The sequence below is a fragment of the Lysinibacillus sp. GW821-FHT14F06 genome (assembly GCF_058803665.1).
This window is the reverse complement of record NZ_JBXAPF010000005.1, coordinates 23,277-37,072: the sequence shown is the minus strand read 5'-3', so window position 1 is coordinate 37,072 and position 13,796 is coordinate 23,277. Positions and strand designations below refer to the sequence as shown.

Genomic DNA, 13,796 nt, shown 5'->3' with positions numbered 1-13,796 from the left:
ACTCACTAAATCATCTTACCCTTAATAAGCAAAATTGAAAAAATAAGTTCCATTAATACTATGCGATTTATCCTAGAACGATTATTTAAAATGACAATTCTCAACAAATATTAAGAAAATACTCAATTCAACCTGCTCTTCTAAGCGAATAACATGCACTTACATTTTACACATCAAATATTTGGTATTTTCCCAACTTATTACTTATAAAGAGTTAATTTTATAGAAACATTTTTAATGTTATTATTTTAACGCTTATGGCTTCAACTTGAAAAGAAAATGCTTAGACAGTCTGTAAATATTCTATAACGGATTGAATAATTCCAACAACACAAATAACCACATAGGCCGTACTTAGCACTAAAAATTGAAAGCGCCAAATTTTTTTCAGCAGCGGCTTCACTTCAATTTCTTTTTTCGTTCGCCAATCAATATATGTAAAAATCATAGCCATCGTCAGTGCTAGCATTACTAAAAGCACACCAACATTGACACTCCACAAAACACCAATTGCTAACGGCACTGAAAAAAACAAACAAAATGTCGTTACATCTGAAGCAGCCCCAAAAGCATGTGTGCCTCGGATTTTTACCTTTCGACCAATTAAATAGACAATTACAAAAAGAAGAATTGGGCAAAAAATAATGACACTAATCACAATATGTAAAAAATCTTTCAACGTCTTTCACCACACTCTTCAATTGCAAGTACTTGGTGATATAAAGTACGCAAGGTTGGCAAATCATGACCATTTTTTAAAGCCTTATTGAGCAGCACCCCAACAATCGTATCAATTTCGCTTTTTCTTCCTTGTACACGGTCTGTTAGCATGGAAGAAGTGTTATTCGCTGTTTGTTCACATAAATCAACAACTTTAGAAAAGGGTATCGTTTCTTCAATTCCTTTAAAAGCCACCATTAGCTCTTTATAGATAGTTTGCATAATTAAAAACGCTTGTTTATTTGTGACTAACTCCCCGTTTTTCACTTGCAAAACAGCTGTCAATGGATTAATCAAGCTATTCAGTACAGCTTTCTCAAATAATATTTGTTGTGCATTATCCACCAATTGAACTGGAAACAAAGCATTCTCGAGTAATAATAGCCTATTGAATATAGCACTTGCTCCTCTTTCTAATGCAATCTTACAAACACCAACACCTCTATGTTGTACAGTTGATGAATCTATCAGTTGGGCGCCGAATGACACCGTGCAAAAAGCTATATTCTTTTGCGCTAATTGTAGTGCTTCCTCAAAATGCGCTAAGCCATTTTGCATAAATAGTAAGGGAACTTCTTTCGATAATAATGACAATTGTTCGTACAGCTCATGTAATTGACCATATTTAACTGCAATTACAATTAAATCTTGCTGCGGAAGCTCCTTTAAATCAGTTGTTGAAGCTATTTTTTGAACAGTTTTCGTTCCATCAACATTGATTCGTGTTAGATCATTTGCACGTAGCTCATCTACCTGTTCTTGCCTTCTAGAGACCAATGTTACAGTACTACCTGACTCAGCAAAAAAGCTTGCCATTAGCTGACCGACTGCACCTGCACCAATAATCGCTATCTTCACAACACTTCGTCACCTCCCGCATCACTCTTATAATGTGAAATTCCTTTTAAACAGTTTTACCACAAAAAGCTGTATGATTCATTTTTCCCGCTTTACAGAAGGAGGTGCCTTAGAAAATATCTAAGGCACCTCCTATACAGGTTCTTCTATTATACAGGAATGACTGATTGTTTACGATAAAATATGGATAATTGTTTACTAGCATAGCCAGAAAACAGTTTTTAACATACCACTTCAAAAAGGAAAAATATCCATCATTCTCTATATTTATCGTTTAATCTTTCATTAAAGAATATCCTTGTTGCAGCCATTTCACTAGTTTGTCATGCTCATTTTGCAACTCACGGTGTCTAATCTCAAGGGTTTGATAAGCATCTGTTAATTCATCAAAACTTGTCAACGCCAATTTCAAATGACTTCGCATTGACTGTTGTGGTTGATTTCGTACAGCTAATAGTGACTGACTATATTGACCACGTAAAGTTTTATTCCAACGAAAACCACACGCTTGTTTTGTACGACCTAGTTCAGAAGCAGCTAATTCAAATGCTTCTAACTGCGTTTTACCATTTTGCACATTATGCAAGACGATTTCTGCTAATCTTTCATCGTCTTCTTTTGTCCATTGATCTTTTCTTTTTTTCAATTCCATAATCTATCACCCTCGCATTTTTTACTACTATATGCAAGAGTAAGCAAAATAGAATCATTGAATAAAAAAAGACAGCGATTATGCTTTTCAATCATCGCTGCCGTTATACATTAATTATTGTTCTTCTTAGTCAGGAAATTATTAACTGCCTCATGATGGGCTTCACTTTCCCACAACTTTGCACAGGTACGAACTTCCTCCATTACACGTTCATACATATTCCGTTCACGCCACTTACGAAGCTCAATTTCTTTATAGGCCTTATGAACAGAAGGATGTATTTTACGCATATGTTCAATAAAATCATTTAACGCTTCTTCTTTCGAGCCTTCAAAAACACGCATAGCCCAACCAATTTCATATAGTAATTCAGCTGGGTAAGGCTTGGCGTCTACTAGCATCTTCATTGCACGATCATGACGTAGGCCTCGTTCAAATAAGTATGTACCGCCTCCCCAGCCACTTGTAATTGCTAATGTCCCTTGTATAAAACCACATTTTGCATGACTGGCTACTAGACGAAAATCGCAAGCTGTTGCAATCTCGCAACCTCCTCCAACTGCGGTTCCATTAATCAAAGCAATTGTTGGTACAGGTAAAGTTGCAAGATCATACAATATTTTCCCCATCTTACTTAGCATCCCAAACGCTTCATCCTCTGTTTCAAGCGAATGGAATTCTGATAAATCCCCGCCCGAGCAAAATGATTTATCACCCGCACCGGTTACAACTAAAAAACGAACATTATCATGGTTTTGAATATATGTAATTACTTCTTGCAGGCCATCCATAACCTCGTCATTGACCGCATTTCGCTTTTCTTCACGATTAATGGTAAAAGTCATAATGCCTTCATTATTGTCAATTGTATACGCCATACTATCTCCCCCTTTGTCCCAATGAATAAATTGTATCACACAATTATTATTGCACTATACATCTTTTTATTATTAACGAAATATTCCGTCTCTTCGAGCATACAAAAAGGCTAGTAAAGAGCCATGGTCTCTCTACTAGCCTTTTAAGTGAGCAAACACTGAATTATTTGCTTACTACTTCTTTACCTTTGTAATGTCCGCAAGCTTTGCAAACACGGTGTGATAATTTTGCTTCACCACAGTTTGGGCAAGCTACCATACCAGGTACAGATAGTTTGAAATGCGTACGACGCTTTCTTTTTGCAGTTTTAGAAGTTCTTCTAAATGGTACAGCCATTGATGGCACCTCCTTACAGATCGTCTATTCGTCTGTTTGATCAAAATACTTAGCTAAAGCAGCTAGTCTTGGATCCACTTTTTGCTCATCAGCTTTTTTGTGTAGCTCAACGTCTTCATCTGTTGCGTAAGACCAGTTTTTCCCACCTTGCATTTGTCCTTCGGTATTCTCTTTGAATACTTGCATAGGTACCTCAAGAAGAATAAGTTCTTCAATAACTGGCTTCATGTCGATGACTTCACCATCAATATAGTGAATGTCTCCGTCATCTTCCCCTCGTTTTTCTTCCTCAATCCAGCTGAAAATCTCAACTGTCTCAACTTCGATAGGAAACTCAACATCCTCCCACGTGCGTGCACATGGAAGTGTTAGCGTCGCCGTCACAGTTAGCTGACATGTCATTTGCGATGCACCAAAAGTACATAGCCCTTTTACATGAACGGGCGAAATTGCTCGAATATCCTGGTTTCGCTCCATCACCTCGTCCAATTGGACATAGGTGTCAATCGGCATCCCGTTTTGGCGGTATTTAGATAATTGATGAATTGACCATTTCATTCGTTTAATCACCTCGAGACAACACTGTTGATTATATAATGTGTAAAAATAGATGTCAAGATAATTTCTTGTCACCACTATAAAACCCAACTATAATTATATACTATAATACACGTATTTTCTTTATTTAGTACCTGCTAAATAGGTTACTACTAACAAGAAGTAAAAAATAGATGGGGGCTTGATGCATGAAAGCAGTTGGCGTAGTAGTTGAATACAACCCTTTTCACAATGGACATGCTTATCATTTAGAACAGGCAAAAAAAGCAGCACAAGCAGACCTTGTCATCGCTGTAATGAGCGGAACATTCCTGCAACGTGGTGAGCCAGCCATGGTTGATAAATGGACACGCACAAAAATGGCACTAGTCGGTGGTGTAGATATCGTCATCGAGCTGCCTTATGTTTATAGTACCGCACCTGCAACTGATTTCGCTAAAGGAGCCATTGCATTATTAACCGCAATAGGCTGTGAATCTTTTGCATTTGGCAGTGAAGACGGTTCCATACAACCCTTTATGAGTACGTTTGAGCTTATTCATGGACATCGAGAGGAATACAACGCACTTATTAAAGAAAGCCTTACAACTGGTGCGAGCTATCCTAAAAGCTTACATTATGCTTATAAACAGCTTTCTCAAAAATTCCCTGCTACATACATTGATTTATCACAGCCTAATAATATACTCGGCTTTCATTATATTGAAGCAGCAAAAACATTAGATAGTGGTATTGTACCGATAACTATCCCACGAATTGCAGCAGGTTACCATGATGCTTTACAGGAAGGTGCATCCATCGCTAGTGCTACGGGAATACGCCAGGCTTTAGCAACATCTCGTGAACTCGAGCATGTACAAGATGTTTTGCCAAAAGCATCTTTTGATTATTTAGCTAATTGGCATCGTCAGTATGGTAAATTTGCTAGTTGGGAAGCTTTCTGGCCATTCCTACAGTTTACACTTATTCGCCATACACCTCGCGAATTGAATCACTATGCTGAAGTAACAGAAGGAATTGAGAATGCTCTTATCAAGGCAGCCAAAACAAGTCATTCCTTTAGCAGCTTTATGGAAAAAATCAAATCAAAACGCTATACATGGACACGACTTCAGCGCATGCTTACTCATATTTATACTGGGTTTAGTAAGGAGCAATTACATAACAGTGTTGCTCCATCCTATATTCGCTTACTTGGTATGAGTACAAAAGGGCAGGCCTATTTAGGGAAGTATAAAAAGGACATCTCTTTACCATTAATCAGCCGTGTTGCAGCTACGAAAGATGCTATGCTTACTTTAGATATTCATGCAGCAGAGATTTACAACCTAAGCATAGAAACTGGAAATATGGAACAAAGTCTGCCTAAAGATTATCAAACACCACCGATTCGTTCTTAGGCCCACACACTGTAAAAGGATGCCAGAAAGTATCTAGCATCCTTTTTTATTTGGGCTGTAACTGTTTTAAATATTTTATGGCATCATCTACTGTTTTAACAGGTACTATTTTCATTTTCGTGCCAATTTCTTTAGCTGTTTTTACTGCTGTCGCATAATTAGATTCCAATTCAGGGTATTTCGCTTTCAGTTCTGGAGAAATTTCATCATCTGGCGCAAAGAAGATTTCCATATCATCTTTATCAGCAGCGATGACCTTATAGTCTATTCCTCCAATTCTTCCAACAGAGCCATCAACCAACATTTCTCCTGTGCCTGCTACAGCATAGCCTTTGGTTAAATCCTCTTCAAGTAGTTGATCTAATATTTCAAGTGTAAACATTAGCCCCGCAGATGGACCACCAATATCCTCTGTCTTCATTGTCACTTTTGGGTTTGTTTCAATTGACTTACTTTCTGCATATGAAATACCTAAACCTGCTCTTTTTTCCTCAGCTCTAGGAATCTCTTTTAACGTAATCGTGACCTCTTGTTCAATTTTATTACGTATAAATTTAATTGTTGCTTTATCTCCAAGCTCTTTGAGCTTCAAAAGATCTACTAGCATTTGCTGGTTACTAATTTTATGCCCATCCACTTCAATAATTTCGTCCCCTGCTTTTAAAAGACCGTCTGAAGCACCGCCATCCAAAACATTTAAAACAAAGACTCCATCGAAATGTATTGTTGTTTGAAGTCCCGCTTTCTGGAAGGCAATATACTTTGCATTAAACTGGGAGTCAGACATTAATTTAAGCTGTCGAACATTATATTCTTCTTCATCTTCTAACGGATTTCGCACCTGATTAATATCCATTAGTTTTTGATATTTTTGTGTTTTAGCCCAAAGATACGAAAAAGGAGTCGCTTGCTGCATAGCTACCGTCATCAAACTCATAGACCCTTTATTTTCAGTATGATTGTTTTCCACAGTAACAAATTTACTGACATCATAAGCACTTCCAGGCTTCATAATATAAGCGTCTAGTCGGTATAACATTAAAAAACAAATAACGACTAATAACACTGCATAAATACTTATTTTTTTCTTCATTTGGAACACCTCCTAGGACGCTCGCAAAACCATACGTTCATGTTTTTGCCTTTTTTACATATATTGATTTTAGCATTTGCCTATGTGAATGACAAAAAGTTGAAACGAGATGATAACATGTATGCCACAATTCAAATAGCGCTCTGCATCGTTCTTATTCTATTACTCTTGTTATTCCCACAAACAGCTCATCACGGTACTGACTTAGGGTTAACTCTATTTATGGATGCGCTTTTTCCGTATTTACTACCGTATTTAATTTTAACGCAATGGCTATTGCGTTTAACAGCTCCTATGCGTACAAAGACCAAAAGAGCCTCATTATACGTACAAGCCTATATTATTAGCGCACTTGGAGGTTATCCAACTGGTGCAACAACAATTGTGTACCTGAAAAACAGTGGACAGCTTCATCCTAAAGAAGCAAATTTTTTACTGGCAGTTTGTCATGCACCGAGCCCACTTTTTGTACTAGGTTTTGTAAGTCTTGATTTGTTACACAGTAATACGTTTGGCTGGCTGTTTTTATGTTTACTACATAGTTTTAATATTTGTTGTTTAATAACTGGTTATTTTTTATTCCGCAAATCTGATCTTCCTAGCATTTCTATTCATAATACACCTTTATATACAGCACCTTTCTCTGAAAGCATTAAAGAGACAGCACCGACGATTCTTTTAGTTGGGACAACAATTATATTTTTCACTACAATTCAAACGATTGTACAACAAGGCTTGGATAAACTTATACCAAAATTACCTCATACAGCTGAGCTTTCTATTGCTGCCATTCTCGAAGTTACAAATGGTCTAAAAATGACCATCACAGCCTTTCCCAATCTTTCATTTTTACCATTACTAGTAGTTCTATTACTTACGATGCAAAGTATCAGTATCCATTTACAAATTTTTGTTATTGCTAAATCAGCCAAGCTTTCTGTTCGACCATATATAAAATTCCGCCTACTTAGCATAATCATTGTGCCAACTATTTATGCTCTTTTTTTCTTAAAATAACGAAAGTAGCTTATTTCTAGAGCTCATTTTCCAGATGTATGATGAATGTGGCGAATTGAGAGTGATTCTCTTTCTAGGCTACTCACTTTAGCACTAGAGTCGAGTAGCCTCACTCCTATCAAAATTATACATTTATTGGATATCCTGAAATAAAAAAAGGACGTCCAAATACTGACATCCCCTTTGTTTATCATTTCATAAACTCATATTTTTCTTTTAAGGCAGCTACAACACACGTAGGAACGAGCTCATTGACCCCACCACCATATTTCGCCACTTCTTTTACAATGCTTGAACTTAAGAAAGAATACTGATTTTTAGTCATGATGAAAAACGTTTCAATGGTTTCATCAAGAAAACGGTTCATCGAAGTAATTTGCATCTCATATTCAAAATCTGATACAGCACGTAAACCGCGAACAATAGCCTTAGCTTTTTTTTCTTTCGCATAGTCTATCAATAATCCAGATGAGCTTTCGATGCGTACGTTTGGCAATGTTTTCGTTACCTCAGCCATTAAGGCCATGCGTTCTTCTACAGAAAACAGCGGCTGCTTCGATGAATTATTTAACACAGCTACATAAACAGTATCAAATACATCTGCCGCACGTTTAATTATATCTAAGTGACCAAATGTTACAGGATCGAAACTTCCAGGAACTACAGCAATTTTCTCTGACAATTTATTCTCCCTCTTCCTCTGCACAACGATAAACGGAAATAATCGTTCCGCCATATGTTTCTTGTCTCTTTAATACAAAGTCTCCAAAACTTTGTGGTAGTTCTACTTCAGTTGCATGTTCACACAAAATAATGCCATCTTGCTGAATTTTATGATTGTCAACAAGTACTTGTACTAAATCATAATATTCTTCGTGGTGATAAGGTGGATCTAAAAAAGCTAGTTTAAATGTAATATCTCGTTTTAATAGCGCTTTCACAGCCCGTTTAGCATCTATACGAAAGAGCTCGGAGTAATCCTCATACCGACATTTTTTTATATTCTCCTGCAGCACCTGAAACGCCTTAGCATCCTTTTCAATGAATACAGCTCGATCAGCCCCTCTGCTTAAAGCTTCGATGCCTAAACCACCGCTCCCCGCAAATAAATCGAGCGCAATCCCTCCATCAAAAAAAGGACCTATAATATTAAAAATGGATTCCTTTACTTTGTCCGTTGTAGGTCTCGTTGTATTTCCTGCAATCGCCTTTAACGGCATCCCTTTTCGTTCTCCTGCTACAACTCTCATTTACGTCAATCACCGTACTTTCTTCTTCCATATAAAAGAATTTTTGCAGCGGAAGACAAACCTCCGCTGCAAAATATTATTCTTGCCCTTGTGTTATTACTTGAATACGGCCATCATTTTTTTGTAATTCAACTAAGAATAAGCGTTGGAGCCAAGCTTCCTCAACATAATAATGATCAGCTATTTTAATAATCGGTTCTGAAATAGTAGCGTATCTACGTTGATTAAATACATAGAATCCTGTTTCTTTAGGGAATCTGAATGTGCGGTTATCACTTTTTACATAATAGCCATTTTCCCCTTCAGTAGCGCTATAACCAAGATAAGGTAGCAATGTATCTGCTGTATATAAAGATTGCCCTTCATAACTGATAAATTGAACATCTTTTTTCAAGGTATCATTTACATAAATATCACGTTCATCTTCAAAATATAATGGATATGTCCCGTTCTTTTGTTCAGTATTCAACTTGAAATAAGAAGTTTTTGCACCTAAAACCGCTGATAAAAGATCATCCATCGATGCTGGCGAGATTGGTTCCTCTCCAAGTTTATTCATCGCCTCTTGCCAAGCGGACTCCTGATCTGTAGTCATATATTCTTTTAATGTTGCCACGATTTTCTTCGTTTTTTCAGAGCCAATCGTATCCTTCACTAAATAGGATGCCACAACCTCTGGTAACCATTCAGAAGAGTTATCGAACTTATATTGTGATTTGATTTGTGACAGAACCACTTCCTGCTCTACTGCTTGTGCAGTTAAAGTTGGTAAAAATAATAGGCGATCATCGTGTTCTTTCATTGGATTTTTCTCTTGAATAATCGCAATATGTTGGTCATTTAAAAACTGTAAATTTTCTAATGATTTCAAGAAATCCTTTGAAATAGCTCCTGGTGCATAAATAGATAATACAGAGCTTTGTTCTTGTACCTTGAGATTAGCTGATTGCCAATAAATATCACGGATTGTACCATTCCCACTAAACATTGTATAGTTAACAAGTGCTAGCTGCTGCTGTCCAATTAAAGGTAGTCCTGTAATCCATTGACCAGCAATTTTACTATCTGTGGAAATATGGACAATAGAATAAGTAGCTTCGCCATTTAATAATGTGGCTAACACATTTTGGATAAGTATTTTGTCTTTTAATCCACCCTCAATTGGAATTATGTATGAAACAGATTGAGATTTGATTTCTCCCTTTGCAAAATAGGAAGCTTCATCCGATAAACGATCACAGCTTTTTTCAGTTTCCATAAAGCAGCTGAGGTTGATTGCATTTTCTGGCCACTTAATTTTTACCTTTTGATTGGGTAGATTTTTAAAATGCTGCCTAATATCTAAGCTATTCTCGCGATAGAAAATCTCTATCTCTTGTGAGTAAAGGAATTCACCATTACCAGTCTCTAAGTCAGACGAATATGCATGATACTGGAAAAAAATTATGCCTGTAATAATTAAAGCAAGTACTGAAAAAAAACTCATTGCAAATTTCATATGCTTGACCTCCCACAGCATGATACTATGTATATTGGAAAGGATGTGCAATTTTATGCCACAACAATTTATAGAATTAGGTGAAGGCTATGGTGATGTCTACGAGCTCCTTGAACTAGTGAACACCAATCAAAGTCGTTTTCACCAAGCCTTTATACTAACTTCCTCAAAAGAAGAAAAAAAAGTTGCTTCTTTAGCAGTTGCCTTCAAACCAGTCGGTGAAAGTAAATTCATGCCGATTTATATTTGTCGAGAAGGCATTCCTTATATAGAAGAACAGCCTTCAAAGCGACAAAAAATATTCGAAGAAAGTATTGAGCAACTAGGTCGAAAAGCAGTTGTTGTAGAAATAAAGCACTCATCTATATTTTCGGAATCAAAACTATTTTATCAATACTTAATAGGAATAATGAGGCTTCATCACTATATTCCTGCATTAACGTAATATTATAGACCTGCTTTGTAGTCATATTCCTTCGCTTTATCAGGTTTTGCATTCTCAAACTCAGTTTTAACGAATGGACGATAAGACTTTACAACGTCTTTTACAAAAGGAAGGCGTTGTAGTTTTGTTGTCATCATTTCAATTTCCTCTCGATCGCAATAGAGCACTACATATTTTTGCCTCCGAGAAATATAAAGAACATGACCATATTTTCGAAGAGACTTCGCATGTTTTAATTGATGGACGTACACGATTAGTCCTTGTCGTTCGTTCATATAGTATTCCCTCATTTCTTACATAAAAGAATACCATAGACCGGAAAATGATAGCAACAGAGTTTAGCTGACAGAACGCTCATTTTTCCGTTATAATGGTAAAGCATACAACATTCATTAAGAGTTTTACATTCACTTAAGTTAATAGAACTTTAGTTTAAACGTCTATAATCAAAAATTTCACTGATTTTGTTTGCTCAAAAATTTCAAATTCAAAAATGAATTCGCCAGTACCTTTTATATCATTTAAATTTTTTAAGGAGGACGAATATGGGTAAAAAAACGAAGATTGCACTTGCAATCGCTGCAGCAAGTGCGGCTGCTTGGGCAGGTAGTAAAGCAATTTCTAAACCTCAGCAGCGTGAAAGTAAACAAGCATTACAATTTGATCGCCCTATTATTCTCGCACATCGCGGCGGTGCACAGATAGCACCTGAGCATACAATACCTGCTTTTGAAAAAGCTGCACAATTAGGCGTAGATGGCTTTGAAATAGACATTCGCTTAACGAAAGATGAGGAAATCATCGTTTTTCATGATGATACTGTTCATCGTACTACAGATGGCTATGGTCTAGTTGCAGATATGACTTTAGCAGAAATTAATGCCCTAAACCACGGCTATCAATTTGAAGATTTAAATGGTGAATTTCCTTATCGAAATGAAAAAGTAGATGTTGTTACTTTACGTGAGCTACTAGAAACTTATCCAAATATGTTGATTAATATTGATATTAAAGATGCGCCAGATACCTATGAAGGGAGCTTAATGCCTTCAAAACTATGGCGTTTAATTGAAGAGCTTGGTGCTGAAAATCGTGTAGTTGTCACAAGCTTTTACGGGGAACAGATAGATCGTTTTAATCTATATGCGCAAAATCAAGTAGCCCTCGGTGCTGGCGAGACAGATGTTCGAAAAGCATTCGCTTCATTCTCCAGCCAATTTGGACATCTATACCATCCAAAGGTAGATGTATTCCAAATACCTCCTAAATCAGGCGTTATTGCACTAGATTCACCGAAGTTTATTCAGTTTTTAAGCAACTTAAACATTCCTGTTCACTATTGGACAATCAATGACGGCGAGACGATGAAAAAATTAATCCGTAACGGTGCAAAGGGCATTATTACAGATCGACCAGATATTGCTGTAGAATACTTACAAATGCAAGAATAGTTTTGAGGTAAGGGTCATTTTTAGCATGCCCTTACCTTTTCTTTGCTGTATGTAAAAATACGACTTAATGAGATCTTAAATCTCTGCCAATAAAATTTGCAGATACAGAAGGTAAAACTAATTCTTTAGCCCAAACAGAAAGCTGACCTATATGATGAATTTCATGCGCAACAATATGATGGATAATATCATTTTTTCTATACTCCCTGTCATCCCAAGCGACTTTTATAATAGCATCATTAAACTCCTCATCCATTTTTAAAAATTCTATATTATCAATTCGTAATTCATCAGAAAGCTCTTTAACCCGCTCTAACGTTTGGTAATCTTTAAAATCGAATATTCTGTCTTTTTTATTTTGAATACCACGAATCCAACTATATTCAACATCTATAATATGAAAAAGTGTCAAGAGGATACTCCCTACTCCTCCATGCCTTTCCTTCAATAATTCCTCCAAGCTTAGCTGATTACACCACTCAAACCACTCATCTCTGACTTGCCAGTTATATGCAAAAATTTTTTTCAAGAAAGCATCACTCCAATCAGTCTTTCATATGCTTTATCGCAAATGATTTAGTACCGCAATTGTTACATCACGTAATGTTGAAGTTCCTCCTAAATCTGCTGTCTTTATACCCTGTGCTAACGTTGCTTCTATGGCATTTAACACTCTTATGCCAAGCTCATGATAGCCTAAGAAATCCAGCATCATCTTACCTGTCCAAATTTGTCCTAGTGGATTGGCGATCCCTTTACCGGCAATATCTGGAGCAGAGCCATGAACTGGTTCAAACATAGAGGGATATTGTCGTTCAATATTTACATTTGCTGCTGGAGCAATTCCGATGCTGCCCATAATTGCCCCGCCTAAATCTGTTAAAATATCACCAAATAAATTGGAGGCAACGATGACATCAAAACTTTCTGGTTTCATGACGAAGAAGGCAGCTAATGCATCAATATGCGTAGAAACTTGACCAATTTCTTCATAATCTTTTCCTACTTGTGCAAAAACCTCGTCCCAAAATGGCATGCTATAGGTAATTCCATTTGACTTTGTCGCACTTGTCACATGCTGACGTCGTGTTTTCGCTATTTCAAATGCATAACGCATCGCACGCTCTGTACCTTTCCTTGTAAATATAGCATTTTGGATAGCAACCTCATCCTGCCCACTATGTATTCTGCCACCGCTTTCAGCGTACTCTCCCTCTGAGTTTTCACGTACAACAACTAAATCAAAGTCATTTGGGTTGCGTAACGGTGAGGGTAAGCCTTGTAATAGCTTTGCTGGACGCACATTTATAGACTGCTTCATCTCACGGCGAATTTTGATTAGTAGCCCCAATAAAGAAATGTGATCAGGCACTAAATTGGGCATCCCTACTGCCCCTAAGAAAATTTGATCATAGCCTTTTAATATTTCAATGCCATTATCGGGCATCATTTTGCCTGTCTCTAAATAATAGTCGCAGCCCCAAGGAAACGTAGTCCATTCAAATTGAAAGCTTCCGTCTAGACGTGCAGCCTGATCGAGAACCTCTATCGCAGCAGGGACAACCTCTTTTCCAATTCCATCCCCCGGTATAACAGCAATACGATACGTTTTCATCTAGTAATCCTCCCTCTATAAATG

Annotated in this window: 17 protein-coding genes; 4 read left to right on the top strand and 13 right to left on the bottom strand. The window is 36.9% G+C overall.

Going from position 1 to position 13,796, the window contains the following annotated elements:
• Positions 1-283 precede the first annotated feature (283 nt).
• The 6 genes from AC1RNS_RS06270 to AC1RNS_RS06245 all read right to left on the bottom strand — a co-directional run bounded on the left by AC1RNS_RS06270 (position 284) and on the right by AC1RNS_RS06245 (position 4,003).
• Positions 284-679, bottom strand: coding sequence for a DUF3397 domain-containing protein (locus AC1RNS_RS06270; RefSeq protein WP_492991477.1), 396 nt, complete (start codon positions 677-679; stop codon positions 284-286).
• Positions 676-1,578 carry a ketopantoate reductase family protein gene (locus AC1RNS_RS06265; protein ID WP_492991476.1) on the bottom strand — a complete coding sequence of 301 codons (903 nt, stop codon included), beginning with the start codon at positions 1,576-1,578 and terminating at the stop codon, positions 676-678. Before AC1RNS_RS06265 ends, AC1RNS_RS06270 begins: the two co-directional genes overlap by 4 nt.
• Before the next feature lie 274 nt (positions 1,579-1,852).
• Positions 1,853-2,230 (bottom strand): transcriptional regulator, encoded by a 378-nt coding sequence (locus tag AC1RNS_RS06260; protein ID WP_492991475.1) that lies wholly within the window; start codon positions 2,228-2,230, stop codon positions 1,853-1,855.
• 110 nt (positions 2,231-2,340) lie between these two features.
• On the bottom strand, positions 2,341-3,108 hold the full coding sequence (locus AC1RNS_RS06255) for an enoyl-CoA hydratase/isomerase family protein (RefSeq protein WP_283871061.1): 768 nt from the start codon (positions 3,106-3,108) through the stop codon (positions 2,341-2,343).
• 163 nt (positions 3,109-3,271) lie between these two features.
• On the bottom strand, positions 3,272-3,445 hold the full coding sequence (gene rpmF / locus AC1RNS_RS06250; RefSeq protein WP_054770816.1) for a 50S ribosomal protein L32: 174 nt from the start codon (positions 3,443-3,445) through the stop codon (positions 3,272-3,274).
• A gap of 24 nt (positions 3,446-3,469) precedes the next feature.
• On the bottom strand, positions 3,470-4,003 hold the full coding sequence (locus tag AC1RNS_RS06245; RefSeq protein WP_492991474.1) for a YceD family protein: 534 nt from the start codon (positions 4,001-4,003) through the stop codon (positions 3,470-3,472).
• 188 nt (positions 4,004-4,191) lie between these two features.
• Between AC1RNS_RS06245 and AC1RNS_RS06240 the strand changes: the two genes are divergently transcribed.
• Positions 4,192-5,403 carry a nucleotidyltransferase gene (locus tag AC1RNS_RS06240; protein WP_492991473.1) on the top strand — a complete coding sequence of 404 codons (1,212 nt, stop codon included), beginning with the start codon at positions 4,192-4,194 and terminating at the stop codon, positions 5,401-5,403.
• A gap of 46 nt (positions 5,404-5,449) precedes the next feature.
• Here the strand turns inward: AC1RNS_RS06240 and AC1RNS_RS06235 are convergent, their stop codons facing one another.
• Positions 5,450-6,496, bottom strand: a complete 1,047-nt coding sequence (locus AC1RNS_RS06235) for a SepM family pheromone-processing serine protease (RefSeq protein ID WP_492991472.1) — start codon at positions 6,494-6,496, stop codon at positions 5,450-5,452.
• 117 nt (positions 6,497-6,613) lie between these two features.
• On the opposite strand from AC1RNS_RS06235, the gene AC1RNS_RS06230 reads away from it, so the two are divergent.
• Positions 6,614-7,513, top strand: coding sequence for a hypothetical protein (locus AC1RNS_RS06230; RefSeq protein WP_492991471.1), 900 nt, complete (start codon positions 6,614-6,616; stop codon positions 7,511-7,513).
• Positions 7,514-7,703: 190 nt separating this feature from the next.
• Here the strand turns inward: AC1RNS_RS06230 and coaD are convergent, their stop codons facing one another.
• The 3 genes from coaD to AC1RNS_RS06215 form a co-directional block, all read right to left on the bottom strand.
• Positions 7,704-8,195, bottom strand: coding sequence for a pantetheine-phosphate adenylyltransferase (coaD, locus tag AC1RNS_RS06225; RefSeq protein ID WP_492991470.1), 492 nt, complete (start codon positions 8,193-8,195; stop codon positions 7,704-7,706).
• A gap of 1 nt (position 8,196) precedes the next feature.
• A complete protein-coding gene (rsmD, locus tag AC1RNS_RS06220) occupies positions 8,197-8,763 on the bottom strand; it encodes a 16S rRNA (guanine(966)-N(2))-methyltransferase RsmD (protein ID WP_492991469.1) in 567 nt (188 codons plus the stop codon).
• Between the two features lie 76 nt (positions 8,764-8,839).
• Positions 8,840-10,261 (bottom strand): RNA polymerase II, encoded by a 1,422-nt coding sequence (locus tag AC1RNS_RS06215; protein WP_492991468.1) that lies wholly within the window; start codon positions 10,259-10,261, stop codon positions 8,840-8,842.
• Between the two features lie 55 nt (positions 10,262-10,316).
• Between AC1RNS_RS06215 and AC1RNS_RS06210 the strand changes: the two genes are divergently transcribed.
• The gene (locus AC1RNS_RS06210; protein WP_492991467.1) at positions 10,317-10,706 is read left to right on the top strand and encodes a DUF7147 family protein; all 390 of its coding nucleotides are present in this window, start codon (positions 10,317-10,319) and stop codon (positions 10,704-10,706) included.
• Between the two features lie 2 nt (positions 10,707-10,708).
• Here the strand turns inward: AC1RNS_RS06210 and AC1RNS_RS06205 are convergent, their stop codons facing one another.
• Entirely contained in the window at positions 10,709-10,981 is a 273-nt protein-coding gene (locus AC1RNS_RS06205) for a YlbG family protein (RefSeq protein ID WP_427540854.1), read from the bottom strand.
• A 270-nt stretch (positions 10,982-11,251) separates the two neighbouring features.
• On the opposite strand from AC1RNS_RS06205, the gene AC1RNS_RS06200 reads away from it, so the two are divergent.
• Positions 11,252-12,157: a glycerophosphodiester phosphodiesterase family protein gene (locus AC1RNS_RS06200; RefSeq protein WP_492991466.1), complete on the top strand. Its 906-nt coding sequence runs from the start codon at positions 11,252-11,254 to the stop codon at positions 12,155-12,157.
• 64 nt (positions 12,158-12,221) lie between these two features.
• On the opposite strand, the gene AC1RNS_RS06195 is transcribed toward AC1RNS_RS06200, so the two are convergent.
• Positions 12,222-12,686: a DinB family protein gene (locus AC1RNS_RS06195; protein ID WP_492991465.1), complete on the bottom strand. Its 465-nt coding sequence runs from the start codon at positions 12,684-12,686 to the stop codon at positions 12,222-12,224.
• Between the two features lie 33 nt (positions 12,687-12,719).
• The gene (locus tag AC1RNS_RS06190) at positions 12,720-13,772 is read right to left on the bottom strand and encodes a tartrate dehydrogenase (protein WP_492991464.1); all 1,053 of its coding nucleotides are present in this window, start codon (positions 13,770-13,772) and stop codon (positions 12,720-12,722) included.
• Positions 13,773-13,796: the final 24 nt, after the last annotated feature.